This window comes from Rhizobium sp. Leaf371, from assembly GCF_001424045.1.
Lineage (GTDB): Bacteria > Pseudomonadota > Alphaproteobacteria > Rhizobiales > Rhizobiaceae > Ferranicluibacter.
This window is the reverse complement of sequence record NZ_LMQB01000001.1, coordinates 883,185-908,677: the sequence shown is the minus strand read 5'-3', so window position 1 is coordinate 908,677 and position 25,493 is coordinate 883,185. Positions and strand designations below refer to the sequence as shown.

Sequence of the window (25,493 nt, the reverse complement as noted above, 5' to 3'; positions counted from 1 at the left end):
TCAACATCGGGATGCGTTGAGCGGGCAACGCTTCTCCTGTATATGAGAGACAATCAAAGGACGAGCGATGCAGATAACCTTGAACATCGATGACGACGTGTTCGAGACCGCCAGAAGGGTTGCCGAACGCCAGAGCCGCCCGGTCGCCAGCGTGATCTCCGAAATGGCGCGTCTGGGTATGGCGAACGATAAAGCCGCTGCGTTGGAACATATCCGGCAGATTGAGGAAGAGATGGACGAGGAGGAGGTTCGCCGAGCCAATGATTTTTCTGCTGGACGTCAACCTCCTGATCGCGCTGGCCGATGAGAAGCATGCCCATCATGACCTCGTGGAGGAGTGGTTCGCCACACAGGTCCTGGACGGCTGGGCGACATGCCCCATCACGGAAAACGGCCTGATCCGCATTCTTTCAAACGCCGCCTACAGCAACACCGTGCGCCACTGCGCCGCAGCGCAAGCCGCCCTTTCATCGCTCCGTTTGCGGGGAAACCATCAATTCTGGTCAGACGATATCAGCCTGACGGATCGCGCCATCTTCGATCTGAAGGGCCTGTCCTCCAAAGACAGCACCGGCACCTATCTCCTCGGCCTCGCAGCATCGAAGGGCGGCAAGCTGGCGACCTTCGACCGGCGCCTGTCGAGGCAGGCCGTCATCGGTGGCGCCGACGCCCTTCACCTTATCCCCACCTGACCCTACTCAGCAGCGCTCCGCTCATCCATGTCGAGCGCGGCGTTCGGGTCGCCCGGCGCCGTCTCTGCGTTCAGATCGGGAAACGCGACGATCCGCCGGCCCGATGCATCGCCATGCACGACGACCAGGCCCTGTTCCTCGAAATAGCCGAGGAGACGGCGGGCCCGTCTGGCCGAATGCGTTCCGTAGGCGCGCGCGATCATCAGGTCGGACGGGCACGAGAGTCCGCGCAAAGCCGCCTGCGCGACATTCAGGAACACGCCCTGCAGATCTTCCGTCACCTGCCGCGACAGGTCGAGCGCCGTCTTCCACGCGTCGGTGGAGGCGGTGTCGGCATCGACGCCGGAACGGCTGATCGCCATCTTGCGGCGGAAGGCGGAGAGGGACAGAGCAGCACCCGGCACCCGGCGTATGCGGCAGCGCACGAGAAAATCCTGGAAGAGCTCGGCATCGGCCCGAAAGGCCGCACCGGGATGATCGAGGATTTCGGCAAGGATCTGGTCGAGCAGCGCCTCCCGGTCGGCGGGCGGCATGTCGGGCTGCTGCGGCCGCACCTCGACGGGTGCGACCGGGTCCGGACGGGGACGCGAGAGTTCGGCGAGGATATCGGTCGCCGGCCGGGGTGCGGGCGCGGCGCGGCGCGTCAGCGGCCGGGTCAGTTCGTCCGGATCGGGCGTGAAGATCAGGTCTTCCACGTCCGCCAGCGCCTCCGGCAGCGGCGTCAGCATCGGGCTCGTGGACCGCGCCGAGGTCTCCACCGTGCCGATCGTCACCGGCAGAGGCCGACGCGACAAAGCCGGTCCGAGCGCCACGAACGAGCCGCGCTTCAGGTCGCGGAACATCTCCGCCGTCCGCCGGTCCATGCCAAGAAGGTCAGCGGCGCGCGCCATGTCGATATCGAGAAAGGTGCGTCCCATCAGGAAGTTGGAGGCTTCCGCCGCCACGTTCTTGGCAAGCTTTGCCAGCCGCTGGGTCGCGATCACGCCGGCGAGACCGCGCTTGCGGCCACGACACATGAGGTTGGTCATGGCGCCGAGCGAGAGCTTGCGCACCTCCTCCGTTACGTCGCCGCCGACGGAGGGCGCAAAAAGCTGCGCCTCATCGACCACGACAAGGATCGGATACCAGAACTCGCGGTCGGCATCGAACAGCGCGTTGAGGAAAAGACCGGCCGTGCGCATTTGCTGCTCGATATCGAGCCCTTCGAGCGACAGCACGCAGGAAACGCGATGCTGGCGGATGCGCGAGGCGATGCCGACAAGCTCTGCCTCGGTCCGTTCGCCCTCGACGACGACATGGCCGAACTTGTCGGCCAGCGTCACGAAGTCGCCTTCGGGATCGATGATGCACTGCTGCACCCAAGGCGCGGACTGCTCGAGAAGACGGCGGAGCAGATGCGACTTGCCGGAGCCGGAATTGCCCTGCACCAGAAGGCGCGTCGCCAGCAGTTCCTCGATATCGAGCGGTACGGACTTGCCGTCCAGCGCCGTCCCCATGTCGATGCCGACCTTCATGAAACCCTCGTTCTCGTCTGGAATGCCGCGCCGCCACGCTGCCAGCCTTCAGGCCTATCAGATTTTCCCCCGCCCCGCGCCCATCATCGGGCGCAACCCACAGCTAAAGCGGCGGCGACACCGTCAACCCGAACCCCTGCATCAGGCGTCGGGTGGGAAAATCCGGCGTTCCCGATGTGAAGATAGCGGGATCGATTCCCGTCAGCGGCACATAGTTTTCCGGGGCCGGCACCAGCCGGCGGGTCTGCCGGGCGATCGCCTCTGCCGGATCGAGCCAATCGACCGGCCAGGGCGCCAGCTTGCGGAAGAGGTTCGCCATGAAGGGATAATGCGTGCAGGCGAGCACGACGATATCGGTGCGGCGCCCGCCAACCTCCCGAAAACAGGGCGCGATTTCCGCCAGCACGGCCGCGTCGTCGAGCGTCTCGCCGCGAATATAGGCCTCCGCCATGGCCGCCAAAGGCTGCGACCCCACCAGCTGGACATCGCACTGCGCGGCGAAGGACTGGATCAGGTCGCGCGTATAGGCGCGCTTCACCGTGCCGGGGGTGGCGAGCACGGAGACCATGCCGGATCGGGTCCGCTCGGCGGCCGGCTTGATCGCGGGAACGGTGCCGACGAAGCGCATCTGCGGAAAGGCCGCGCGCAGATCCGCGCCCACCAGCGTGAACGCCGTGTTGCAGGCGACGATGCAGACCTCCGGATCGTGCTCCGCCAAGAGGTCGTCGAACAGGCCGATGATGCGCGCCTTCAGCGCCGGCTCGTCCGTCCAGCCGCCATAGGGAAAGCCGGCATCGTCCGCGACATAGACGAAGTGCCGTTCCGGCATCAGCACGCGCGCCTCGCGCAGAACCGTCAGCCCGCCGATACCGCTGTCGAAGACGAGGACCGGCTTCATGTCAGGCGTCGCTCTCGTCTGGCGTCGTCGTTTCCGGCACGGCCGGCCGGCCGGCGCCGCTGCGTCCATCGGCAGGCGCGCCCGCACCGCGCGGCGTTTCCCGCGTAAACCGGTCGAGCGAGGAGATGACGCCGCGAATGACGCGGATTTCCGTGGCGCTGAAGCTCGGCCGCGTCAGCACGGCGCGCAGGTTGTCGACCAGCTTCGGACGCTTGGCGAGCGGCCGGAAGTAACCGCGCGCGTCGAGCGCCTCTTCCACATGGTCGAACAGCCCCTGCAGGTCCGTCTTCGTTGCCGGCTGCTGCGGCAGGGCCTGAAAGGATGTCTGCTCCTCCGACACCATGGATGTCTTCATCCACTCGTAGGACATCAGGAGAACGGCTTGCGCGAGATTGAGCGAGGCGAAGGCCGGATTGACCGGAAAGGTCACGATCTCGTCGGCCAGCGCGATCTCCTCATTGGTCAGGCCCGTGCGCTCGCGCCCGAAGAGGATGCCGGTCTTCTCGCCGCGGACGAAACGACCACGCAGCGTCTCGGCCGCGACACCGGGCGCGCGCACCGGCTTGTAGCCGTAACGGTCGCGCGCCGTCGTCGCATAGACGAAATTGAGGTCGGCAACCGCCTCCTCCGTGGTCTCGTAGAGCTTGGCCTGGTTGATGACATGGTCGGCACGGCTGGCGGCCGCCTGCGCCTTCTCGCTCGGCCAGCCGTCGCGCGGATTGACGAGGCGCAGCTCGGCCAGCCCGAAATTCGCCATTGCCCGCGCCACCATGCCGATGTTCTCGCCGAGCTGCGGATGAACCAGAATGATCGCCGGTCCTTCCGCCAGAAGCGGGCGCTCGCTGTTCGTGCCTGCCATATCGTCCTCATTCAAAGCTGTGCGGGCTTGGCCGACGGTCAGACGGTCCACGGCCTTAACGCCGGCCGTCGGTGTCGCATCGTCCCGCACCCGTCCAAGATCGCCGCTACGTCGCATAGATCGGCAGATTTTGAAAGACGCCGGCTACTGGGCGCCCTGCGCGGCGATGGCCACGAGTTCCGCCTTCAGCGACCCCTGCTCGCCGCCCCGCAGGATATCGTCGATCACGGGTTTTCCGTTTTCCTCGACGACGATGAAGTGCAGTTCGGCGGGCTTGCGCTCGCCCGGATCCTCAAGGCAGGAAATATTGTCGAAGGTCACGGCGACATCGGCCCGGGCACCCTCAGGCGCCGCCGGCACGATCTTGACGTCCTTCAGCGAGCAGCTGTCCTGACCGCTCACGATCGGATCGTAGTCGAGCGGCGAATCGCCATCCTCGAAGGCCGGGAAACGCGTGGCATCCGTGTAGACGCGCGCGAAATCCTGGCTGTAGATCCGCTTCAGGCGCTCCTCGTCGAAATAATCCCGCGGCTCCCCGACCGGATTTTCCGACCAGCCGTTCTGGGCCTCCGTCATGATTTCCTTCACGGGCGCCGTGACATCGGCCGCCTGCGCCGCGGTGGCCGCCAAAGTCGTTGCCAGAGCGCCCGATCCGGCCATGGCAAGAAGGGTGAAGACAAGGGTTCGTTTCACGCAGGGCTCTCCTGATGCGTCCCCGGACCATCGCGCGGGGGTGTCTGTGGCGCGTCCCCCGCTTGCGGCGCCGGCTCCAATCGCGACAGTGTCCGCGCGATCATTTCCAGCCCGACGAGGGACGATTGCCGCGATAGGCGGAAATGACGGCGCTTGCGCGGCAGGGATATGCGCTTGGTCAAAAATAAAGCGCCGCCCTTCGCCTCGATCCGATCGACGGCCGCAAGCGCCTCCGCAACGAGCGGGGCCATCCGCTCGGATCGAAGCCGATCGCCGCCCGTCTCCCCTTCCGGACCGCCTGCCGCAGCCAGCCCACCGGCAAAAGTTCGCGCCCAGTAGGTCGCCGCCATCAGGGTCATCAGCGTCTGGCGCACGACGCCCGGCCGGGTGACGAGCTGCCAGGAAGAGCCGAGCGGCCGCACGACCGAGGAGAGCTCCGCATAGGCCTGCTCCAGCGCCTGCGACCGGTGAATGAGATCGAAGCTGCTGCGCCCCTCGGCGGCGTCCGCGAGCAGACGCCGCAGCGCCGCACACCACCGCCCCAACGCCTCCCCCGCCAGCGCCTCCGTGCGCGCGGGAAAGACGAGGAACGCGACCGCGAGCCCGGCAAAGGAGCCGATCATCGTTTCCTCCAGCCGCAGCACCAGAATATCCAAGGTCAGGCTGCCGATCAGGCTGTAGACCAGCGCCAGGACGATCGACACGAAGAAGGTCATGGCCGCGTAGGACACCGCCAGAAGATAGAAGGCGAGGAAGACGCAGAGAGCGGCCAGAATCAGAATGAGCGGCGTCATCGTCTGCAGCAGGCTCGCCGCGACGAGGCCGACCGTGATGCCGAAGAACGTTCCGACCGACCGCTGAACGGCGCGCATCGCCGTGTCTCCGCGCGAGCGCGTATTGGTGAAGACGAGAAAGGCCGAAAGCACGGCCCAGAACCATCGCTCCCGCGACAGCATCAGCCCGAACACCATCGCGATTGCCGAGGCCAGCGTGATCTGGATCGCGCTCCGCACCGCCGGATTGGCGAGCGAGAAGTCCGGCCACGTCGGCGCGCCGGCATTGACAGGGCCCGGCTTTGCCGACAGGGAAACGTCGGGTGCCGAGACAAGCTGCGACACCGCGGCCGCAAGCCGCCGGCGCACCGCATCGAGCGACAGGCAGGCATCGACGGTCTCCTGCAGCGTGACGTCATCCGCCGCCGCGCGCGACGCTTTGCGGGCCAGCCGCTCGACCGTCTCCCGCGTGCCCCCGCGCAGTGCGGAAACGAGGCGCGCGGGCGGAAAGGCCTGGCGGGAGAGAACGACGAGGCTTTCGGCGGCCACATGCAGTTCGAACAGGCAGACCGTGACCGCGCTGCGGCGGGGATCGTCCCGTTCCGCATCGTGTCGCCCGTCCGTTTCCGGCCGCGCCGGCACGAAGCTCTCGGCCATCAGCACCGCATCCTTCAGCCGCTCGACCTGCCCGTCCATTGGCCCGTCCATCGGCCCCTCCATGGCTCGATCCATCGTCCGCAGGTCGCGGTCTTCGATGCCGCCGGCGGTGGCCGAGATCTCCGAGAGAATGCGATCGACCCGCGTTTCCACCGCGGCCACGGCCCGGCCGAGATCGACCCGCCAGTCGTCGGCCAGAACAAAACGGCGGACGCCCTGCCCGACCAGAAGCGCCGTCAACGGCCCGATCGCCGCCAGGGGCAGGTCGCCGAGCGCAGGCTTGAGATAGGCGCCGATGAAAAAGGACATGAAGGCGAACATGCCGAGCGCGAAACCGCGCGGCCCGAAGACGCGCGCATAGGTCGCGACGAAGATCAACACGAGGAAGACGAGATCCGAGACAGATCGCGTGCCCTCCAGAAGGGCCGCGAGCGCCACGACGCCGAGACAGACGCCGCAGCCGAGAAGCCGCGTCACGAACTGATCGCGCATCGTGGCGTCCTTGACCGAAAGGCCGCTCTGGATCGACAGCGTGATGGCCAGCGCGTAGGCCGCCTTGGGGAGCGGAAACCAGAGTGTGTGCAGCGCCGCGAGAAGACCGACGGACAGGCAGACGCTCAGCGTCACCCGCAGGCCGGTTCGCAGCCGCGAAAATGCCGGGTCGTTGGCCAGCAGCCGATCACGAAGGGAGGAGACGTCCACGGTCATGTGCACTCAACCCGATCCACTGTTTTCAAACGATAAGATTGCAAAACCCGCACATGTTTACCGTGCAGCCCCCTGCCTGAGGCCTTTGCCTTCGGCCTTGCCAATGCTATAGCGCCAGCTATCGTCCGTTCCGCAAACGGGGGCATTCACACACCGAGCCCCATTCCAAGCTACGAGGCACGTTTTCATGACCAAGATCAAGGTTGCCAATCCCGTCGTCGAACTCGACGGCGACGAGATGACCCGCATCATCTGGCAGTTCATCAAGGACAAGCTGATCCACCCCTATCTGGACATCGACCTCGAATACTACGATCTCGGGATGGAAAACCGCGATGCGACCGACGACAAGGTCACGATCGACGCCGCCAACGCCATCAAGAAGCACGGCGTCGGCGTCAAGTGCGCGACGATCACGCCGGACGAAGCCCGCGTCGAGGAATTCGGCCTGAAGACCATGTGGAAATCGCCGAACGGCACGATCCGCAACATCCTGGGCGGCGTCATCTTCCGCGAGCCCATCATCTGCAGGAACGTGCCGCGTCTCGTGCCCGGCTGGACCAAGCCGATCATCGTCGGCCGCCACGCCTTCGGCGACCAGTATCGCGCAACCGATTTCAAGTTCCCCGGCAAGGGCAAGCTGACCATGAAGTTCGTCGGCGACGATGGCACGGTCATCGAGCGCGACGTCTATGACGCTCCGGCCGCCGGCGTGGCCATGGGCATGTACAACCTCGACGAATCGATCACCGATTTCGCCCGCGCATCGCTCAACTACGGCCTGCAGCGCGGCGTTCCGGTCTATCTCTCGACCAAGAACACCATCCTCAAGGTCTATGACGGCCGCTTCAAGGACATCTTCCAGCATGTCTTCGAAACGGAATTCGCGACGAAGTTCAAGGAAGCCAAGATCTGGTACGAACATCGCCTGATCGACGACATGGTCGCCTCGGCGCTGAAATGGTCGGGCGGTTATGTCTGGGCCTGCAAGAACTATGACGGCGACGTCCAGTCCGACATCGTGGCGCAGGGTTTTGGCTCGCTCGGCCTGATGACCTCGGTTCTGATGACGCCGGATGGCCAGACGGTGGAAGCCGAAGCCGCGCACGGCACGGTCACGCGCCACTACCGCCAGCACCAGAAGGGCGAGGAAACCTCGACCAATTCGATCGCCTCGATCTTCGCCTGGACGCGCGGCCTCGCCCATCGCGCCAAGCTCGACGGCAATGCCGAGCTGACGAAGTTCGCCGACACGCTGGAGCGCGTCTGCATCGAGACCGTCGAAGACGGCTACATGACCAAGGACCTCGCGCTGCTCATCGGCCCCGATCAGCCCTGGCTCTCCACCACGGGCTTCCTCGACAAGATCGACGAGAACCTCGGCAAGGCCATGGCGGCCTGATACGGCCCCGATCGACCACCACGACATCGAACCCGGCTTCACCGCCGGGTTCTTTCGTTTCGGGCCCCCGGTAACTCGAGCGGACACGTCCGACAACAGTCCGAAGCGGTTTTGCGGGAAAACGACGACGAGAGCGTTTTTGCGGTTCGAAGAAAAGTCGAAGCGTTTTAACATGCTCCGGAGCGCTCGACCCCGGCGCAGCAGGCAAACGCGAGATCCCGATGACCGACACGAAGAAGCCGACGATTCGCCCGCTCGCGCCACAGGACCGAGCCCAGTGGGAGCCGATGTGGCGCGCCTATCTCGCCTTTTACGAGACAATTCTGCCGCCCACGCAATACGACCTCACCTGGCAACGGCTCCAGGATGCGACCGAGCCGATGCATGCGCTCGGAGCCTTTGCCGCCGACGGTCGCCTGATCGGCCTCGCGCATGTGATCTTCCACCGATCCTGCTGGCTGCCGGACTGGACCTGCTACCTCCAGGATCTTTTTGTCGATCCCGCCACCCGCGGCTCCGGAACGGGCGCCGCCCTCATCGAAGCCACCGCCGACCTCGCCCGCGAAAAACAGGCCGGCCGCCTCTACTGGCTGACCCAGGAAACCAACACCCCCGCCCGACGCCTCTACGACCACATCGCCGCCGCCTCCGGCTTCGTGCAGTACCGGAAATCTTTGGACCTGTAACAGCACCGCATGGCATCGACCACGTCAGCCCATCCAATGACATTGATATTGACTGACTGTCAGTCATTTGATAAACTGTTCTCATCGGAAATGGAGGCTGTGATGTCAGCGAAGACTCTTCTGAAGGCTTTGTCCCGCTATAAAGTCCGCAGCGACGAGGAAATGCTCATCGCGCTGGCGTCCCTCCCGCAAGACGCACCGACGGATGCAATGACCGCAGCGCTCCGCGTTCTGAACCATGCGCATATCGTCGACAAAATATTCGCCGCCAACCTTCAGCAACACACTCACGACTTTACGGGAAGCTGGCAGGCCGACCCGCCGCCGCTCGATCAGCTCTCGAAGGATATGCGCGAAATCGGTACTTGGTACGTCGATTATATCGCAGGCATCACAGATGCCGAGCTGGAAGAGCACATCGATTTCGCCTTCACAGATGGGCAGTGCGGTCGCATGTCGCGTGAGGAGATGTTAGCGCACGTCATCACGCACGGCGGCTATCACCGCGGCGAGGTCGGCCGGCTCATTCCGGCAATCGAAACAACCGCGATGCGGGATGTTTTTGCCGGATACCTGCACGAAACGGAACCCGAGCGCCGGCAGCCGAGCGCGTGACACGCATGGCGAACCCACCTGCCAAATCCCCCCGAACCCGCCCCCCCGAAGAGCGCCGCCGCCAGTTGATGACAGCGGCCGAGAGACTGTTTCTCGAAAAGGGTGTCGAGAACACATCCATCGAGGACATGACCTCCGGTGCGGCGGTCTCCAAGGGATCATTCTACCTGCACTTCACGTCAAAGGCCGACGTCGTCGAAGCGCTGCGGAACGATTTCGTCGAAAACCTCGTCAGCTTCATAACGGCGAAGGTCGAGCGTGAGCATGAAGGCGATTGGTCCGCCAGGCTCACGACCTGGGTAACCGCCTGTGCTGAAGGCTATCTAAACGCCACGCGCTTGCACCATCTCCTGTTCAGCGCAGCCCCTGCACCGGCTCGGAAGGGTCTGACGCAGAACATTCTGATCGACGACCTGCGAGACCTTCTGGAGGCCGGATGTCGCGATCATGCCTGGTCACTGGAGGATCCGGCCTTCACGGCTGTCTTCCTGTTCAACGCGCTCCATGCCGTCGTCGATCAAGGCGAGAAGGGAAGGAGCGCCGAGGAGCGCGACGCGCTTCTCCGGAACATTCGCCTGCACACACAGCGCATCATTTCCGCGAGCGCGATCGAGACCATCAAGGCAGGCGCCGGGGACCAGAGATCACCGTGAGGTCTTCTGAAAACACGTGGCGTTAAGCGCGGAAGCATACCGATCTATTTTCGCCGATACCATCGAAGCGGCACTGCCGCTCGTGCGAGACATCGACCGCCGAACATGGCGGCCGACATCATCTGCCTATCGCCTTCGATCAGGCCGCCGCCGCGATATCCGCAATGGCTTGCGCAACCGCTTCGATGGCGTCTGCCGCAAGCGTGCCGTCGGGGCCGCCGGCCTGGGCCAGGTCGGGACGGCCGCCGCCGCCCTTGCCGCCCAGGGCGGCCGCGGCGATGCGGACGAGATCGACGGCGCTGTGGGCCTTGACGAGGTCTTCCGTCACGCCGATGACCGCGCTGGCCTTGCCGTCGTCGGCCACGCCGATGAAGGCGACGATGCCGGAGCCGAGGCTCTTCTTGCCGTCGTCGGCCAGGCCCTTCAGATCCTTCGGATCGACGCCGGTGACGACCTTGCCGAGGAACTTGATGCCGCCGATCTCGCGTGCGGCATCGGCGGAGCCGGAGGCGCCGCCGCCACCGAGCGCGAGCTTGCGCCGCGCGTCGGCCAGTTCCCGCTCGAGCTTGCGTCGCTCGTCCATCAGGCTCTCGACCCGGCCGATGACGTCGCCGGGCTGAACCTTGAGCGTGGAGGCCAGCGTCTTGACGCGTTCGTCCTGCTCGGAGAGATAGCCGAGCGCCGAGACGCCGGTTAACGCCTCGATGCGGCGCACGCCGGAGCCGACCGCACTCTCGCCGAGGATCCGCACGAGCCCGATTTCGCCGGTCGCACCCACATGCGTGCCGCCGCAGAGCTCGACCGAATAGGGCCGGCCGGCCTTGCCGCCGCGCACGCCCTGCCCCATCGACACCACGCGCACCTCGTCGCCATATTTTTCGCCGAACAGCGCCATCGCACCCTCGGCGATCGCGTCATCGACGCTCATCAGCCGGGTCGTAACAGCCGTATTCTGGACGATGATCTCGTTGGCCATATCCTCGACGATCTTCAGCTCCTCGGCCGTCATGGGCTTGGGGTGCGACACGTCGAAGCGCAGGCGCTCGGGCGCGACCAGCGAGCCCTTCTGCGCGACATGGGTGCCGAGCACCTCGCGCAGCGCCTCGTGCAGCAGATGCGTCGCCGAGTGATTGGCGCGAAGCCGCCCGCGGCGGGCGTGATCGACGGTCAGCGCGACCGCGTCGCCGGCCTTGATCGTGCCCTCGTCCACGGTCGCGATATGGACGAAGATGCCCTCGCCGCGCTTCTGCGTGTCGGTCACGCTGAGGCGTGCGCCATCGGCGGTGATGACGCCGGTATCACCCATCTGGCCACCGGATTCGCCATAGAACGGCGTCTGGTTGACGACGATCTGAACGCTTTCTCCGGCTGACGCGGTCTCGATCAGTGCCCCGCCGCGCACCAGCGCCTGCACGACGCCTTCGGCCGTCTCGGTGTCGTAACCCAGGAATTCGGTCGCGCCGAACCGATCCTTGAGTTCGTACCAGATCGTCTCGGTCGCGGTATCGCCGGACCCCGACCAGCTGGCCCGCGCCTCGGCCTTCTGGCGCTGCATCGCATCGGTGAAGCCGGTGAGATCGACGCCGATGCCGCGGCCGCGCAGCGCGTCCTGGGTCAGGTCGAGCGGGAAGCCATAGGTGTCGTAGAGCTTGAACGCGGTTTCCCCGTCGAGCGTGTCGCCCTTGTCGAGCGTCGCCGTCGCATCGGCGAGCAGCCCGAGGCCGCGATCGAGCGTCTTGCGGAAACGGGTTTCCTCGAGCTTCAGCGTCTCGGAGATCAGCGATTCCGCGCGCACGAGCTCCGGATAGGCGCGACCCATCTCGCCGACCAGCGCCGGCAGCAGCTTCCACATCAGCGGCTCGCGCGCGCCGAGAAGCTCGGCATGGCGCATGGCGCGGCGCATGATGCGGCGGAGCACATAGCCGCGACCCTCGTTCGAGGGCAGCACGCCATCGGCGATCAGGAAGGCGGAGGAGCGCAGATGATCGGCGATGACCCGGTGGCTGGCGCGCCGGTCGCCCTCGGCCTTGACGCCGGTCGCTTCCTCGGAGGCCGAGATCAGCGCGCGGAACAGGTCGATGTCGTAATTGTCGTGCTTGCCCTGCAGCAGCGCCGCGACGCGCTCCAGCCCCATGCCGGTGTCGATCGAGGGCCGCGGCAGATCGAGACGCTCCTCCTTCGTCACCTGCTCGTACTGCATGAAGACGAGGTTCCAGATCTCGATGAAGCGGTCGCCATCCTCGTCCGGCGAGCCCGGAGGTCCGCCCCAGATATGGTCGCCATGGTCGTAGAAGATTTCCGAGCAGGGGCCGCAGGGGCCGGTATCGCCCATGGCCCAGAAATTGTCGCTGGTCGGGATGCGGATGATCCGGTCTTCGGAAAGGCCGGCGATCTTCTTCCAGAGCCCGAAGGCCTCGTCGTCGGTGTGATAGACCGTCACCAGTAGGCGCTTGGCATCGATGCCGAACTCCTTGGTGATCAGGTTCCAGGCAAGCTCGATCGCGCGTTCCTTGAAATAGTCGCCGAACGAGAAATTGCCGAGCATTTCGAAAAACGTGTGGTGGCGCGCGGTGTAGCCGACATTGTCGAGATCGTTATGCTTGCCGCCGGCGCGCACGCATTTCTGCGCGGTGGTCGCCGTGGAATAGGGGCGCTGCTCCAGACCCGTGAAAACGTTCTTGAACTGTACCATGCCGGCATTGGTGAACATCAGCGTCGGATCGTTGCGCGGAACGAGCGGGCTCGACGGCACGACGGTGTGGCCGTTCGTCTTGAAATAGTCGAGGAAAGTCGACCGGATCTCGTTTACGCCGCTCATGTCTGGTCCTTCGTCCCTGCGCACCCAGGCAGCTGTTGACGAGCGGCTCCGGGCGATATCGATGGTTCACGTCTCCGCAAGGCCACCTCCATCGAAACAGGGCGCTTGCGCGAACCCGAGGCTTTTATCGCTCGCGCAAATGCCTGTCCAGCCGCATGTCCCGCAACGTTCCGATCCCGCGGACAATCTCCCGCTTTTTGCAGAGCGCCCCGCCGCAAAACCGCCTCCACCGCGCGATCCGCCTCCACTACGCGATGCTGATGTCGCAGACAGCAAAACGGCCGCTCCGGATGGAAGCGGCCGAATAGGATTCCGACGATCGGCCGAAACCGTCACGGGAGGACATCGGGGCGGCTTGCCGATCGAACCGGCGCCTCCCCCACGATATTCTAGCCGAGCGCGGCCTCGTCGCCATCGCTGTCCGGCTCCGGACCGCCATCTTCCAGAAACTTTTCGGCGATCAGGCCTGCGTTCTGGCGCAGCGACTGCTCGATCTCGCGTGCCGTTTCCGGATTGTCGCGGAGATAGGCCTTGGCGTTTTCACGACCCTGCCCGAGGCGCTGGCTGTTATAGGAGAACCAGGCGCCCGATTTCTCGACGATTCCCGCCTTGACGCCAAGATCGACCAGCTCGCCGGTCTTGGAGACCCCTTCGCCATACATGATGTCGAATTCGACCTGCTTGAAGGGCGGTGCCATCTTGTTCTTGACGACCTTGACCTTGGTCTGGTTGCCGATGACCTCGTCCCGCTCCTTGACCGCGCCGATGCGGCGGATGTCGAGACGGACGGAGGCATAGAATTTCAGCGCGTTGCCGCCCGTCGTCGTCTCGGGCGAGCCGAACATGACGCCGATCTTCATGCGGATCTGGTTGATGAAGATCACCATGCACTTCGACTTGGAGATCGACGCCGTCAGCTTGCGCAGCGCCTGGCTCATCAGGCGGGCCTGCAGGCCGGGAAGGCTGTCGCCCATCTCGCCTTCGATTTCCGCCCGCGGCGTCAGCGCCGCGACCGAGTCGATGACGAGCACGTCGATCGCGCCGGACCGCACCAGCGTATCGGTGATCTCGAGCGCCTGCTCGCCGGTATCCGGCTGCGAGATCAGCAGGTTTTCAAGATCGACGCCGAGCTTGCGGGCATAGACCGGATCGAGCGCATGTTCCGCATCCACGAAGGCGCAGATGCCGCCCGTCTTCTGTGCCTCGGCAATGGTCTGCAGCGCCATCGTCGTCTTGCCCGAGCTTTCCGGGCCGTAGATTTCGATGATGCGCCCCTTGGGCAGGCCGCCGATGCCGAGCGCGATATCCAGGCCGAGAGACCCCGTCGAAACGGTCTCGATCTCGACGATGCTGTCTTTTCCACCGAGCTTCATGATCGATCCCTTGCCGAACGACCGTTCGATCTGGGAGAGTGCTGCTTCCAGCGCCTTGCTTTTGTCCACCGATTTGTCCTCTACGAGCCGCAAAGAGTTCTGAGCCATTTCATCCACCTTTAGGTTATCGGGTCAATCGAGGCAATGAACCCGCCGCTGGTCTGTATGTACCCTTTTTGTTCTCATTCCGCAAGAGGCCTTCAACACATTGACGCAACAATCGAATTCGATCTTTGTTCTCCGGATGTTCTCAACCCTCCATGTCCTTGATGCAGAACCATGTTCCGCGACCGTCGACCTTGCGAATCGGTTCCCGGGCGGCCTGAAACGGGGAGAAACGAAATGAAGACCGTGGTCGTTTTCGGCGGCGCGCATATCGATCGTCGCGGCCGCATCGCCACGGCGACGACGCTGGGCGCCAGCCATCCCGGACACTGGTTCGAGGAAGCGGGCGGCGGCGGCTTCAATGCCGCCCGGGGCCTGGCACGGCTCGGCCTGTCCGTCAGCATGGTCGCGCCGCGCGGCGGCGATGCGGAAGGAGAAACGGTCGCGCGGGCGGCGGAGGACGCCGGTGTCGTCGATCGGTCCTTCACCTTCCTCGACCGGCGCACGCCGAGCTACACCGCAATCCTTGAGGCCGACGGAAACCTGGTCGTCGCCCTCGCCGACATGGACCTCTACACGCTGTTTTCGCCCCGCCGGCTGCGCCAGAGGGCGCTGCGGGATCTGGTGGAGGCGGCGCATCTCGTGCTCGTGGATGCGAACCTGCCGGCGGAGACGCTGCAGGCGGCCTTGCGGATGGCAAAGGCGGCCGGCGCGTCCACGGCGGCCATCGCCATCTCCCCGGCGAAGGTCGGCCGGCTCAGGCCGGCCTTTCCGCATCTTGATTGTCTGTTTCTGAACGAGGCCGAGGCGGCGGCGATCGGCGGTGAGAAGAGCGTGACGGCCGAGGGCTGGCCGGCGATCCTGCGCGCGGCCGGCATTGCCGGCGGCGTGGTCACGCGCGGCGGACGCGCGGCCGTCGCCTTTGCGGGGACGACGATCGCCACCGTGCGCCCACCCGAGATCGATGCGCTCGGGGACGTCACCGGCGCCGGAGATTCGCTCGCAGCGGGCTTTCTCGACGCATGGATGCAAGGTGCGGATCTCGGCGCATGCCTGCGGGCGGGCGTTGCCGCCGCCGCCATCACGGTTCGCTCGCCGCTGGCGGTCGCCGACGATCTCTCGCCGGAGCGGCTGGCGGAGCAATTGCGCCTTGTGTCTCCGGCCGAAATCCTGTTTTCACAGGCCCATCATCGCAGTGCCGAAAAGGACGCCCCATGACACGCCCCATCTCGCACGATCTCCCGATCGCCTACTCCGCCGAGGTCGCCGCCGCCAAGGCCCGCGGCTCGGCCATCGTCGCGCTGGAATCGACCATCATCACCCATGGCATGCCCTATCCCGGCAATCTCGACATGGCCCGCAGCGTCGAGGCGATCATCCGCGACCAAGGCGCCGTTCCCGCCACCATCGCCGTCATCGACGGCACGCTGCATATCGGGCTCGATGCCGAACGGCTGGAGGCGCTGGCCCAGACACGCGGGGCCATGAAGGTCTCGCGCGCCGACCTCGCCTTCGCCATCGCCGAGCGCCGCACCGGCGCGACGACGGTGGCCGCCACCATGATCGCCGCGGCGCGCGCCGGTATCCGCGTCTTTGCGACCGGCGGCATCGGCGGCGTGCATCGCAAGGCGGAGGAAACCTTCGACATCTCGGCCGACCTCGAAGAGCTCGCCCGCACCGGCGTCATCGTTGTCTGCGCCGGCGCGAAAGCCATCCTCGACGTCCCGAAGACGCTCGAAGTGCTGGAGACCCGCGGCGTGCCCGTGGTCACCTATGACAGCGAGATCTTTCCGGCCTTCTGGTCGCGCGACTCGGGGCTGAAGAGCCCGCTGATGCTGAACAGCCCGGCCGCGATCGCCAATTTCCAGCGGATGCGCGACCGGCTCGGCATCGACGGCGGCATGCTGATCGCCAATCCGGTGCCGGAAGACAACGAGATCCCGCGTGACGAGATGGAGATCTATATCGCCCGCGCGCTGGACAATGCCGATCGCGACAAGATCATCGGCAAGGCCGTGACGCCCTATCTCCTGCAGAGCATCTTCGAGCTGACGGATGGCCGGAGCCTCGAAACCAATATCGCCCTGGTCGAAAACAATGCCCGCCTCGCCGCGGAAATCGCCGTCGCGATGATGTGAACGGGCGCCGTGCGTGCAGGCCGGGCGGCGCTATAGGCCGTTCGGCCGGCACCACATGATTTGGTGCCGCCCTCACCTCTCGGCCCTCACCTCTGAGCCCTCACCTTTCGGCGGCGTCGAACAGTCCGGAGAGGCTCCAGGGCGTATCCCCCTGCTGATTGGCGATATCGTCCACCGTCCAGCCGCCATGCTCCTTCACCAGCGTATAATAGAGCGTCACCGGCCCGCCGTTTTCGAACCGCACCTCCAGCTCGGCTCTGTCGCCGAGGATGATCGGCGGACTGATCGTCAGATGACGCGCGCGGCCGTCATTGCCGGAGATAACCGGATCGAAGTCGATCGCGCCGACCTCGCCATCCGGCGTACGGTCGCGGTCCGCCTGGAAGCGGGCGTTGAGCGCATCCGAAAAGAACGGCGTATAGGGCGAAGGCGCCTCGGCGTCCGTCTCGTCCGGGTCGTAGCGGTAGAGCGCCTTGATCAGCGCCTCGGGCGTCGGATAGGGCGCAGCAAAGCTCGGCGCGGCCGACATCAGCGTCAGGAGCACGCCGAGGAACAGCAGGACGAGACGCATCGACTTCTCCCGATCATGGCCGGCCACCCTTGACCGACGTCGCATCATTCCCGAGACCGCATTGCTAAAAGCCTTGCGTCCCGATCAGCTGTCCAGCATTTCGCGGACGGCCACGGCCAGTTGCTTCAGCGAGAACGGTTTCGGCAGGAAGCCGAATTTCGCATCCGCCGGCAGGTTCCGCGCAAAGGCATCCTCGGCATAGCCGGACACGAAGATGAACTTGAGATCGGGATAGGTCTTGCGCAGCTCGCGCAGCAGCGACGGCCCGTCCATCTCGGGCATGACGACGTCGGAGACGACGATGTCGACCATGCCGTTCAGCTCTTCCATCACCTCGAGCGCCTCGACGCCGGACCCCGCCTCGTAGACCTTGTATCCCCGCGTTTCCAGCATGCGCTTGCCGCCGCGGCGCACCGCCTCCTCGTCCTCGACGAGCAGAACGATGGCGCTGTCGCCGGTGAGGTCGGTCGGCTCCTCGGCCTTTGCCGGCGTCGAGGTGGCGAGCGTCAGAGGCTGGTCGAGCGCACCGGGCGCGCCGGAGGCAGGCAGCACCTCCTCGATGAAGCGCGGCAGCAGGATACGGAACGTCGTGCCCTTGCCGACCTCGGACTCGGGATAGATGAAACCGCCCGATTGCTTGACGATGCCATAGACCATGGAAAGGCCGAGGCCCGTGCCCTTGCCGACCTCCTTGGTGGTGAAAAACGGCTCGAAGATCTTGTCGACGATTTCGGGGGCGATGCCGGTTCCCTCGTCGCTGACCTCGACGATCACGAAATCCTCCGCCGGAAGCTCGCGCCGGTTCAAGGCCGCCGCCTCCTCCGCCGGTAGATTGCGCGTGCGGATCGTGATCACGCCACCCTTGGGCATGGCATCGCGGGCGTTGACGGCCAGGTTGATCAGCACCTGCTCGAACTGACCGAGATCGGTGCGGACCGGCCAGAGATCGCGGCCATATTCGACCTCGAGCTTCACATGCGTGCCCGTCATGCGATCGACCAGCATGCGCAGATCGCCGATGACGTCGGTCATGTTGAGGACGGTCGGGCGCATGGTCTGCTTGCGCGAGAAAGCCAGCAGCTGGCGCACCAGCACCGCGGCGCGGTTGGCGTTCCGCTTGATCTCCATCAGGTCGGCAAAGCTGGCGTCGGAGGGACGCGCCGAGAGAAGAAGGTGATCGGAGGATAGCAGGATGGCGGTCAGCACGTTGTTGAAGTCGTGCGCGATGCCGCCGGCCAGCGTCCCCACCGCGTTCATCTTCTGCGTCTGCGCCATCTGCGTTTCGAGCGCCTTCTGCTCGGTGATCTCCACCGCATAGACGATGGCCGCCTCTTCGGGCGCCTGCTCGCTCTGGTCGATCACGGCATTGACGTAGAAGCGGAAGAACCGCTGCTCGTCGGTCGGATGCGGCAGGTCGAGGGGCGCGATATCGCTCTGCCGGTCCTTGGCTGCGGCCAGCGCTTCCTGCAGGCGGCCGCGCTCCGAGGTGCGCGCCACGCTCTCCAGCAGTGCGCCGCGCTCCATGTCGTCCTGCGACACCACGCCCGAGAAGAGTTTTAGGAATGGCGCGTTGGTGCGCAGGATCCGTCCGTTGCCGTCGACGGAGGCGATCGCCATCGGCGTATTGTTGAAGAAACGCGTGAAGCGGATGGCCGCGAGCGAGGCGGAGGGATCGGCTTCCTCGTCCACCGTGCGGGCCAGCACGATCGTCCGGCTTTCGCCCGGCGCGCCGTCGCGGGCCGACGAGACGCGGTGCACCATGCGCACGGCAAAACTCTGCCCGTTGGCGCGGCGAAGGTCGAGATCGAGCGTCTTCGTCTTGCGAAGGCCGGGATCCGCCTGCACCGACTGCACCAGCGCCAGGCCCTCGCCGGCCACGAGATCCGCGATCGTCATGGAGCCGGGCTGGAATTTCGTGAGGTCGAGGCCCAGCCAGTCGGCCAGCGTCGCATTGATATAGAAAATCTCGCCCTTCTTGCCGGCGGAGAAGAATCCGGCCGGCGCGTGGTCGAGATAGTCGATCGCGTTCTGAAGCTCCTTGAAGAAGCGCTCCTGATCGTCGCGATCGGCCGTGATGTCGGAAATCTGCCAGATGAAGAGCGGGTTGCGGTCGGCATCCTCCAGCGGCAGCACCCGCGCCTTCAGGCGGAACCAGTGGGCGCCCGAGCCCGCCGACCCGCCGGCCGCGCGCAGCGGCTTCATCAGCCGGAATTCCTCATGGCCGGCCTTGCCTTCGCGCAGGCCGTTGGTCAGCCGGTAGATCGCCTCCGTCGCTTCCCGATCGCGCGAGAGGATCGTCTCCAGCGACTGCACGTCGGTCGCCTTGTCGGTGCCGGTCAGCGCGCCATAGCCGGCATTGGCATAGACGATCCGCCCCTTGCGGTCGGTGATCAGCGTGCCCTCGGGGTGTCCGTCCAGAAAAGCGCGCGCCAGCTCGTCCGGGCGCGACTGCGGCATGACCTCGATGAAGCCGATGACGGCTGACACCAGGAAGAAGATCCCGACCATCGCGAGGATGCCGAGAATGCCGAGGACGACCTCGTTGCCGAGCTGATTCTTGAAGATCACGAAGGCCGCGGCCGAGGCGATCAGCACGATCGCCAGAAGCACGATGCGCAGCACGGTTCCCGGACGCGTTCCCCGATCGACGATCGGCATGCGATACTCGTCTGCCTGTCGCAGTTTCGTCATCAGGGTCCTCTTTGCCCCGCCGCTTGAAGTGGCCCGGCCCATGGAAGGTCCGCGCACGCGACGTCCGTGGTCGATTCTCTTTATCAGCCGGCGCCTGCCTGACAAAGCGTTCTCAGGCGCTCACCCGAGCAATCTGAGCCGAATTCACAAGGAATCACCGGATCGTAGCCGAACCCGCCGCATTCCGGGCACCAGCCTCGCCTCCCCCCTCGCAGAATGCCGTCTTGCGAAGATCGGGCCGGCCGAGACCGCGACGCGCCCGCGGCGAGAGCGCGTTTTCGACATTTGCGCGACGAAGCCGGTTTTCCGCCCGCCGATCTCTGGACGCGACCGACTGCCGCTCCATTTACCGGGACAATGCGTTCTCACGGCTTGTTTCCACCGGCAAAAAGACGTCAATTCCCATTTCGCGGCGCCGTCCCCACGCCGTCCGTTCCAGACGAGGAGAGCGAAGATGTTTGAAGATGTCGTCGGCAATAACGGCGGTCGGTTCATCATCGCTGCCGTGGCCGTGGCCGCCGGCCTGCTGCTGCTGGTGGCCGTCCTTTGGTTCATGCGCAATCGTGCATCGTCCCCCTTCATCCGTGGCGGCAAGAATCGCCTGCCGCGTCTGGCCGTGCTCGATGCCGCCGCGGTCGATACCCGCCGGCGCCTCGTTCTCGTGCGCCGCGACGATGTCGAGCACCTGATCATGATCGGCGGCCCGACCGATATCGTCATTGAAAGCCGGATCGTCGGCGCCAATCCGGGCCTGGAGCCGCCGAAGGCCGCAAACGCCGCCCTCGCCGCACCGCCGGCCAATGCCCAGATCGCAGCCCAGGCCGCGCCTGCAAACCTTGCCGGCCCCGCACGCACCGAGGCCTTGCCCGCACCACCCGCCCGTATCGCCCAGGAGCGGCGCCCCGAGAGCCGGGTCGAGAACCGCCCTGAGAGCCGGGCCGAGCCGAGGCCCGACGCCCGCGCGGAAGCACGACCGGCCGCACGCCCGGCCCAGCCCCCCGTTTCCAACATGGGCCAGGCGCTCTATGGCGACGACGCGGTCGCACCACGTCCGAACCCCGCCGCCCGCGTGACCGCACCGGCTCAGGCCGCGCCGCCGAAGCCGTCACCGAGACCGGCCGCGCCGGCTGCGCGCGCAGCGCCCGAGGATATCCTCGAAGCCGCCCGCGCCCGTGTTCTGCCGCAGATCCCGTCCCCGCCCCAGCCTCCTGCCCAGCCTCTTGCCCAGCCCCCCGCCCAGCCGCAAGCCTCTGCTCCAGCGGCCAAGGGAAGCCCGGCGGCAGCCGAAACCGGAAAGCGGGACGACGGTCGGGATTTCGAGCGCCTGCTGGATGCGCAGATTTCGGGAGACCTTGGCCGGATCGCATCGGAACCCGCTCCCCGCGCCCCGTCGATCGAAGCGCCCCGCCCCGCTGCGCGCAAGGAGCCGACGCTGGAGGAGGAGATGAACCGGATGCTCAGCGAGATGGGCAACGAACGCAAATCGTGACGTGTCGTGCAATGTCGGGAAGACCGATGGGGCTCGCCGTGGGATGCCCATAGCGTCTGAAGGCCGGCGCGCCACGGATTTTGTCATGACCATCCCATCACGAAAAATGGCCGCCGAAGGCGACCATTTCGAACTTTACAGGACTATGTCAGACCCGATGGCCGATCATTCGTCGCGATAGACTTTCTCGCGACGCTCGTGGCGCTCCTGCGCTTCGATCGACAGGGTGGCGATCGGACGGGCGTCGAGGCGCCGCAGGCCAATCGGCTCGCCGGTTTCCTCGCAATAGCCGTAGGTTCCCTCATCGATCCGCTGCAGCGCCGAGTCGATCTTGGAGATCAGCTTGCGCTGGCGGTCGCGCGCCCGAAGCTCGATGGCGCGGTCGGTTTCCGAAGAGGCGCGGTCGGCGAGGTCGGGGTGATTGGCGCTTTCCTCGGCAAGGTGACCGAGCGTTTCGCGTGCTTCCCGGAGAATATCGTTCTTCCAGGCGTTCAGCTTGGCCCGAAAATAGGCCCGCTGATTGGAATTCATGAATTCGTCGTCTTCGGAAAGAACGTAGGTACCAAGATCGATCTTCTCACTCAACGCGATTCTCCTGAAGAACATCTCATGCGGCGGGTCTATAGACCTATGAAGTCCGCGTTTCAAGTCTCCGCGCACGCCGCCCGCATATTTCAAACTGCTCGAAAACGAAGCTAGCGGCCTCATATTTCACCAGAATTACAAGAGCATGACAGGCACCCTCCGGTCTAGGCGGGACCGCCGCCCTACCACGCCAGGTTCGGCAGGGGTGCCGCGTACAATCGCGGCCTAAAAATCAGGCAGTGTTTTTTCCAATGTCCGCCGGACCTCCCCTGTATGGCCCGGCCGATGGTCGAGACCGCCGCTTGATCTTTCTCGGCGGCCGGGAGACAAGGTCTGATCTCAGTAAGTCCGGTGGCCACCCCATGTCGTCCGCAATGTCCCAGCCTGCTCTCTTTCTCGTGCGCCATGCCCGTGCGGGCGGCCCCCGGGCGGGAGAGCGGGATTTCGACCGCACGCTCGACGGAATGGGCCGGACGGACGCGGCCCGCGTCGCCTCGCTGCTGCAGGCACGGGGCTGGTCGCTCGGCCACATCGCCTGCTCGCCCGCGCGCCGCTGCCGCGAGACGGCCGAGATTTTGCTGGGCACAACACCCTCCGCCTCCATCGCCTTCGAGGCGCCGCTCTATGACGGCGCGCTCGATGCCTATCTCGCGGTGCTGGCCGACCTCTCCGAGAGAGCCGGCACCGGCGAACCGCTGACCCTCGTCGGTCACAATCCGATCCTGGAGCAGCTGGCCTGGGAATGCCTCGGCTCGACGGTCGCCACGCGGGTGCTGCCGGCCGGCTTCCTGCCCGGCATGGTCGTCGCCATCGCCCGCAGGCCGGACGCGGCGCCGGGCGAACGGCCAAGCCACCTCGTCGAGGTCCTCAAGCCCTGAGGTCGGCCCGCCTCATGCCGCTATCCCGTGCGGCTATCACGCGCGGCTCTCCCGCGCGGAACAAACCGGTTCATCTTTCCCTCGGGCGCGTGGCTCCCTATATCGCAACCGGGTCACCCGGCCCGGACATCCGTGGATGTCGTCGATCTCTTAGAGGGAAGCCAAGTCGCGTGTCATTTCTCACCCGCATGTCCGACGATGCGAAACTTGCTCTGGATACCCTCACGGATCGGGCCGCCGGTCTGGTCAATCCGTCCGTCCGCCTCGGCGTCACCGGCCTGTCGCGCGCAGGCAAGACCGTGTTCATCTCCTCCCTCGTCCACAACCTGCTGAACGGCGGCCGCCTGCCGGTGTTCGAGCCGGTGCGCTCGGGCCGCGTGTCGAAGATCCGGCTGGAGCCGCAGCCCGACGATGCCGTGCCGCGCTTTCAGTACGAGGATCACATCACGGCGCTGGTGCGCGACCGCATCTGGCCCGATTCGACCCGCGCCATCTCGCAGTTGCGGATCACGCTCGACTATGAAAGCGCCAGCGGCTGGAATCGCATGTTCTCGCCCGGCCGCCTGTCCATCGACATCGTCGACTATCCCGGCGAATGGCTGCTCGACCTGCCGCTCCTCTCGCAGGACTACCGCCAGTTCAGCGCCGCCACCGTCGCGCGCGCGCGCAGCGGCATCCGCCGCGAGCTTTCCGCGGAATGGCTGGCGCTCTGCGACACCGCGCCGGCCGAGGCGGATGCGGACGAGGGCCGCACCCGCGCGCTGGCCGAGGCCTTCACCCGTTATCTCCGCGCCTGCCGCACGGACGAGCGCTCGCTCTCCACCCTGCCGCCCGGGCGCTTCCTGATGCCGGGCGACCTCGAAGGCTCGCCCGCGCTCACCTTCGCACCGCTGCCCGACCTGCCCGACGGTCGCGCCGCCTCCGGTTCGCTCCATGCGATGATGGAGCGCCGCTACGAGGCCTACAAGACGCATGTGGTCAAACCCTTCTTCCGCGAACACTTCGCCCGCCTCGACCGCCAGATCGTGCTCGTGGACGCGCTCCAGGCGATCAATCGCGGGCCGGAGGCGCTGCTCGATCTGGAGAGCGCGCTGGCCGACGTCATGGGCTGCTTCCAGCCGGGCACCAATTCCTTCCTGTCGTCCTTCCTCACCCGCCGCATCGACAAGGTGCTGATCGCCGCCACCAAGGCCGATCACCTGCACCATGAGAGCCACGACCGGCTGGAGCGCATCACCGCGCGCATCGTCGCCCGCGCCATGGAGCGGATCGGCGGCAGCGGCGCCGGCGTCGAGGTCATGGCGCTCGCCTCGGTGCGCGCCACCCGCGAGGCCACCGTCAATCACGACGGCCATCCCCTACCGGTCATCGTGGGCACGCCCATTGCCGGCGAGCGCATCAATGGCGAGCTGTTCGACGGCGAGCGCAAGACGGCGATCTTCCCCGGAGACCTGCCGCGCGATCCCGACAGCCTGTTCCGCCGGATCGACGAGGTGCCCGGCCAGCCCCTGCCGGAGGTCAATTTCGTCCGTTTCCGCCCGCCGCATATCGAGGAAACGGGCGGCGGTCTCAAGCTGTCCGTTCCGCACATCCGGCTCGATCGGGCCATGCAGTTCCTGTTCGGAGACCGCCTCGCATGAGCGACCTTCCCCGCCGCCCCGCCGCCTTCACGGTCGAAGGCGAGACGACGCCAAGACCGGACCTCCGCCGCGCACCGACAAGCTTCGGCGATGGCGTCGTGCTCACGCCCGATGCGGACGACCCGTTCGCCGACACCACGCTCTCCACGCCCGTCGTCTCGGCGCTGGAAGAGCGCCGTCCGAAGCGACGGTTTTCGCTGGCCAAGCTCGCATTCGGTGCGCTCGGCGTGCTGGTGTCGCTCGCCCTCGGCCTCTGGATCGACAGCCTCGTGCGCGATCTCTTCACGCGCAACGATGCGCTCGGCTATGTCGCCATCGCCGCGGCCGCCATCGTCGTTCTCGCCGTGCTCGGCATCGTCGGCCGGGAGGTCCTCGGCCTGATGCGGCTGAATGCGGTGCAGGCGCTGAAGGACGAGGTCGCCGCCGCTTTCGCAGCCAGCGGCAACACGGCCGCCCGCAAGACCATGACCGACCTCGTGCACCATCTCGCCGCGCGTCCCGAAACCGCCCGCGGCCGCGAACGGCTGAAGGCGACGGAAGGCGAGATCATCGACGGTCCGCACCTGATCGAGCTCACCGAGCGCGAACTCCTGACGCCGCTCGACCGGGAAGCGCGCGCGCTGATCCTCAACGCGTCAAAACGCGTCTCCATCGTCACCGCGGTCAGCCCGCGCGCGCTGGTCGATCTCGGCTATGTCGTGTTCGAATCCGCCCGCCTCATCCGCGCCATGGCCGATCTCTATGGCGGCCGGCCGGGAACGCTGGGCCTCTTTCGCCTCATCCGGGACGTGCTCGCCCATCTCGCCGTCACCGGCTCGATTGCGGTCGGCGACAGTCTCGTCCAGCAGGTGCTCGGCCACGGCATCGCATCCAAGCTCTCGGCCCGTCTCGGCGAAGGCGTCGTCAACGGCCTCATGACCGCCCGCATCGGCATCGCCGCCATGGACCTCTGCCGCCCCATGCCTTTCCGCGCCCTGAGGCGCCCCGGCATCGGCGACTTCATCGGCGACCTCGCACCGGGCCAGAAAAAGTCCGTGGTCGACGAGGTCTGACCG

At 65.9% G+C, this 25,493-nt stretch carries 22 protein-coding genes; 12 read left to right on the top strand and 10 right to left on the bottom strand.

What is annotated here, in order from left to right:
* The first annotated feature begins 67 nt into the window (after positions 1-67).
* Together ASG39_RS23635 and ASG39_RS04015 are read left to right on the top strand one after the other, a co-directional pair.
* Positions 68-307: a hypothetical protein gene (locus ASG39_RS23635; RefSeq protein WP_156468001.1), complete on the top strand. Its 240-nt coding sequence runs from the start codon at positions 68-70 to the stop codon at positions 305-307.
* The gene (locus ASG39_RS04015; protein ID WP_062592989.1) at positions 261-692 is read left to right on the top strand and encodes a TA system VapC family ribonuclease toxin; all 432 of its coding nucleotides are present in this window, start codon (positions 261-263) and stop codon (positions 690-692) included. The genes ASG39_RS23635 and ASG39_RS04015 overlap by 47 nt, the downstream gene beginning before the upstream one ends.
* Positions 693-694: 2 nt before the next feature.
* Here ASG39_RS04015 and ASG39_RS04010 read toward each other — a convergent pair whose 3' ends face one another.
* From ASG39_RS04010 to ASG39_RS03990, 5 genes are all read right to left on the bottom strand, one after another.
* Positions 695-2,206: an ATP-binding protein gene (locus ASG39_RS04010; RefSeq protein ID WP_062592987.1), complete on the bottom strand. Its 1,512-nt coding sequence runs from the start codon at positions 2,204-2,206 to the stop codon at positions 695-697.
* A 103-nt stretch (positions 2,207-2,309) separates the two neighbouring features.
* Positions 2,310-3,104, bottom strand: coding sequence for a glutamate racemase (murI, locus tag ASG39_RS04005; protein ID WP_062592985.1), 795 nt, complete (start codon positions 3,102-3,104; stop codon positions 2,310-2,312).
* Between the two features lies 1 nt (position 3,105).
* On the bottom strand, positions 3,106-3,963 hold the full coding sequence (locus ASG39_RS04000) for an RNA methyltransferase (RefSeq protein ID WP_062592983.1): 858 nt from the start codon (positions 3,961-3,963) through the stop codon (positions 3,106-3,108).
* A 144-nt stretch (positions 3,964-4,107) separates the two neighbouring features.
* The gene (locus ASG39_RS03995; RefSeq protein WP_082476898.1) at positions 4,108-4,656 is read right to left on the bottom strand and encodes a hypothetical protein; all 549 of its coding nucleotides are present in this window, start codon (positions 4,654-4,656) and stop codon (positions 4,108-4,110) included.
* Positions 4,653-6,794, bottom strand: a complete 2,142-nt coding sequence (locus tag ASG39_RS03990) for an FUSC family protein (protein ID WP_062592981.1) — start codon at positions 6,792-6,794, stop codon at positions 4,653-4,655. The genes ASG39_RS03995 and ASG39_RS03990 overlap by 4 nt, the downstream gene beginning before the upstream one ends.
* 187 nt (positions 6,795-6,981) lie before the next feature.
* Here ASG39_RS03990 and ASG39_RS03985 point away from each other — a divergent pair, with 187 nt between their 5' ends.
* The 4 genes from ASG39_RS03985 to ASG39_RS03970 all read left to right on the top strand — a co-directional run bounded on the left by ASG39_RS03985 (position 6,982) and on the right by ASG39_RS03970 (position 10,150).
* Complete coding sequence (locus ASG39_RS03985; RefSeq protein ID WP_062592978.1) at positions 6,982-8,196, top strand: NADP-dependent isocitrate dehydrogenase; 1,215 nt, start codon at positions 6,982-6,984, stop codon at positions 8,194-8,196.
* A 221-nt stretch (positions 8,197-8,417) separates the two neighbouring features.
* On the top strand, positions 8,418-8,882 hold the full coding sequence (locus ASG39_RS03980; RefSeq protein WP_062592976.1) for a GNAT family N-acetyltransferase: 465 nt from the start codon (positions 8,418-8,420) through the stop codon (positions 8,880-8,882).
* Positions 8,883-8,984: 102 nt separating this feature from the next.
* A complete protein-coding gene (locus ASG39_RS03975) occupies positions 8,985-9,497 on the top strand; it encodes a DinB family protein (RefSeq protein WP_062592974.1) in 513 nt (170 codons plus the stop codon).
* 68 nt (positions 9,498-9,565) lie between these two features.
* A complete protein-coding gene (locus tag ASG39_RS03970) occupies positions 9,566-10,150 on the top strand; it encodes a TetR/AcrR family transcriptional regulator (RefSeq protein ID WP_156468024.1) in 585 nt (194 codons plus the stop codon).
* 139 nt (positions 10,151-10,289) lie between these two features.
* On the opposite strand, the gene alaS is transcribed toward ASG39_RS03970, so the two are convergent.
* Together alaS and recA are read right to left on the bottom strand one after the other, a co-directional pair.
* The gene (alaS, locus tag ASG39_RS03965; protein WP_062592970.1) at positions 10,290-12,968 is read right to left on the bottom strand and encodes an alanine--tRNA ligase; all 2,679 of its coding nucleotides are present in this window, start codon (positions 12,966-12,968) and stop codon (positions 10,290-10,292) included.
* 389 nt (positions 12,969-13,357) lie between these two features.
* Entirely contained in the window at positions 13,358-14,449 is a 1,092-nt protein-coding gene (gene recA / locus ASG39_RS03960) for a recombinase RecA (RefSeq protein ID WP_062592968.1), read from the bottom strand.
* Positions 14,450-14,683: 234 nt separating this feature from the next.
* Here recA and ASG39_RS03955 point away from each other — a divergent pair, with 234 nt between their 5' ends.
* Together ASG39_RS03955 and ASG39_RS03950 are read left to right on the top strand one after the other, a co-directional pair.
* Entirely contained in the window at positions 14,684-15,664 is a 981-nt protein-coding gene (locus tag ASG39_RS03955; protein ID WP_062592966.1) for a carbohydrate kinase family protein, read from the top strand.
* A complete protein-coding gene (locus tag ASG39_RS03950; protein WP_062592964.1) occupies positions 15,661-16,584 on the top strand; it encodes a pseudouridine-5'-phosphate glycosidase in 924 nt (307 codons plus the stop codon). The genes ASG39_RS03955 and ASG39_RS03950 overlap by 4 nt, the downstream gene beginning before the upstream one ends.
* 100 nt (positions 16,585-16,684) lie before the next feature.
* Here ASG39_RS03950 and ASG39_RS03945 read toward each other — a convergent pair whose 3' ends face one another.
* On the bottom strand, positions 16,685-17,155 hold the full coding sequence (locus ASG39_RS03945; protein ID WP_062592962.1) for a DUF3828 domain-containing protein: 471 nt from the start codon (positions 17,153-17,155) through the stop codon (positions 16,685-16,687).
* A gap of 84 nt (positions 17,156-17,239) precedes the next feature.
* Positions 17,240-19,846 carry a response regulator gene (locus ASG39_RS03940; protein ID WP_062592960.1) on the bottom strand — a complete coding sequence of 869 codons (2,607 nt, stop codon included), beginning with the start codon at positions 19,844-19,846 and terminating at the stop codon, positions 17,240-17,242.
* A gap of 454 nt (positions 19,847-20,300) precedes the next feature.
* On the opposite strand from ASG39_RS03940, the gene ASG39_RS03930 reads away from it, so the two are divergent.
* Positions 20,301-21,335 carry a flagellar biosynthetic protein FliO gene (locus ASG39_RS03930; RefSeq protein ID WP_062592956.1) on the top strand — a complete coding sequence of 345 codons (1,035 nt, stop codon included), beginning with the start codon at positions 20,301-20,303 and terminating at the stop codon, positions 21,333-21,335.
* A 165-nt stretch (positions 21,336-21,500) separates the two neighbouring features.
* Here ASG39_RS03930 and dksA read toward each other — a convergent pair whose 3' ends face one another.
* Positions 21,501-21,920 carry an RNA polymerase-binding protein DksA gene (dksA, locus tag ASG39_RS03925; protein WP_062592954.1) on the bottom strand — a complete coding sequence of 140 codons (420 nt, stop codon included), beginning with the start codon at positions 21,918-21,920 and terminating at the stop codon, positions 21,501-21,503.
* Positions 21,921-22,282: 362 nt separating this feature from the next.
* On the opposite strand from dksA, the gene ASG39_RS03920 reads away from it, so the two are divergent.
* The 3 genes from ASG39_RS03920 (at position 22,283) to ASG39_RS03910 (ending at position 25,490) form a co-directional block, all read left to right on the top strand.
* Positions 22,283-22,798 (top strand): histidine phosphatase family protein, encoded by a 516-nt coding sequence (locus ASG39_RS03920; protein WP_162242406.1) that lies wholly within the window; start codon positions 22,283-22,285, stop codon positions 22,796-22,798.
* Positions 22,799-22,986: 188 nt separating this feature from the next.
* Entirely contained in the window at positions 22,987-24,438 is a 1,452-nt protein-coding gene (locus ASG39_RS03915) for a YcjX family protein (RefSeq protein ID WP_062592950.1), read from the top strand.
* Positions 24,435-25,490, top strand: a complete 1,056-nt coding sequence (locus tag ASG39_RS03910) for a TIGR01620 family protein (protein WP_062592947.1) — start codon at positions 24,435-24,437, stop codon at positions 25,488-25,490. Before ASG39_RS03915 ends, ASG39_RS03910 begins: the two co-directional genes overlap by 4 nt.
* The last annotated feature ends 3 nt before the right edge of the window (positions 25,491-25,493 follow it).

Excerpts from the sequence above, each read along its gene's own strand:
- ASG39_RS23635 (WP_156468001.1), top strand. The coding sequence starts at position 68 with ATGCAGATAACCTTGAACATCGATGACGACGTGTTCGAGACCGCCAGA.
- ASG39_RS04015 (WP_062592989.1), top strand. The coding sequence starts at position 261 with ATGATTTTTCTGCTGGACGTCAACCTCCTGATCGCGCTGGCCGATGAG.
- ASG39_RS04010 (WP_062592987.1), bottom strand. The coding sequence starts at position 2,206 with ATGAAGGTCGGCATCGACATGGGGACGGCGCTGGACGGCAAGTCCGTA.
- murI (WP_062592985.1), bottom strand. The coding sequence starts at position 3,104 with ATGAAGCCGGTCCTCGTCTTCGACAGCGGTATCGGCGGGCTGACGGTT.
- ASG39_RS04000 (WP_062592983.1), bottom strand. The coding sequence starts at position 3,963 with ATGGCAGGCACGAACAGCGAGCGCCCGCTTCTGGCGGAAGGACCGGCG.
- ASG39_RS03990 (WP_062592981.1), bottom strand. The coding sequence starts at position 6,794 with ATGACCGTGGACGTCTCCTCCCTTCGTGATCGGCTGCTGGCCAACGAC.
- ASG39_RS03985 (WP_062592978.1), top strand. The coding sequence starts at position 6,982 with ATGACCAAGATCAAGGTTGCCAATCCCGTCGTCGAACTCGACGGCGAC.
- ASG39_RS03980 (WP_062592976.1), top strand. The coding sequence starts at position 8,418 with ATGACCGACACGAAGAAGCCGACGATTCGCCCGCTCGCGCCACAGGAC.
- ASG39_RS03975 (WP_062592974.1), top strand. The coding sequence starts at position 8,985 with ATGTCAGCGAAGACTCTTCTGAAGGCTTTGTCCCGCTATAAAGTCCGC.
- ASG39_RS03970 (WP_156468024.1), top strand. The coding sequence starts at position 9,566 with ATGACAGCGGCCGAGAGACTGTTTCTCGAAAAGGGTGTCGAGAACACA.
- alaS (WP_062592970.1), bottom strand. The coding sequence starts at position 12,968 with ATGAGCGGCGTAAACGAGATCCGGTCGACTTTCCTCGACTATTTCAAG.
- recA (WP_062592968.1), bottom strand. The coding sequence starts at position 14,449 with ATGGCTCAGAACTCTTTGCGGCTCGTAGAGGACAAATCGGTGGACAAA.
- ASG39_RS03955 (WP_062592966.1), top strand. The coding sequence starts at position 14,684 with ATGAAGACCGTGGTCGTTTTCGGCGGCGCGCATATCGATCGTCGCGGC.
- ASG39_RS03950 (WP_062592964.1), top strand. The coding sequence starts at position 15,661 with ATGACACGCCCCATCTCGCACGATCTCCCGATCGCCTACTCCGCCGAG.
- ASG39_RS03945 (WP_062592962.1), bottom strand. The coding sequence starts at position 17,155 with ATGCGTCTCGTCCTGCTGTTCCTCGGCGTGCTCCTGACGCTGATGTCG.
- ASG39_RS03940 (WP_062592960.1), bottom strand. The coding sequence starts at position 19,846 with ATGACGAAACTGCGACAGGCAGACGAGTATCGCATGCCGATCGTCGAT.
- ASG39_RS03930 (WP_062592956.1), top strand. The coding sequence starts at position 20,301 with ATGTTTGAAGATGTCGTCGGCAATAACGGCGGTCGGTTCATCATCGCT.
- ASG39_RS03920 (WP_162242406.1), top strand. The coding sequence starts at position 22,283 with ATGTCGTCCGCAATGTCCCAGCCTGCTCTCTTTCTCGTGCGCCATGCC.
- ASG39_RS03915 (WP_062592950.1), top strand. The coding sequence starts at position 22,987 with ATGTCCGACGATGCGAAACTTGCTCTGGATACCCTCACGGATCGGGCC.
- ASG39_RS03910 (WP_062592947.1), top strand. The coding sequence starts at position 24,435 with ATGAGCGACCTTCCCCGCCGCCCCGCCGCCTTCACGGTCGAAGGCGAG.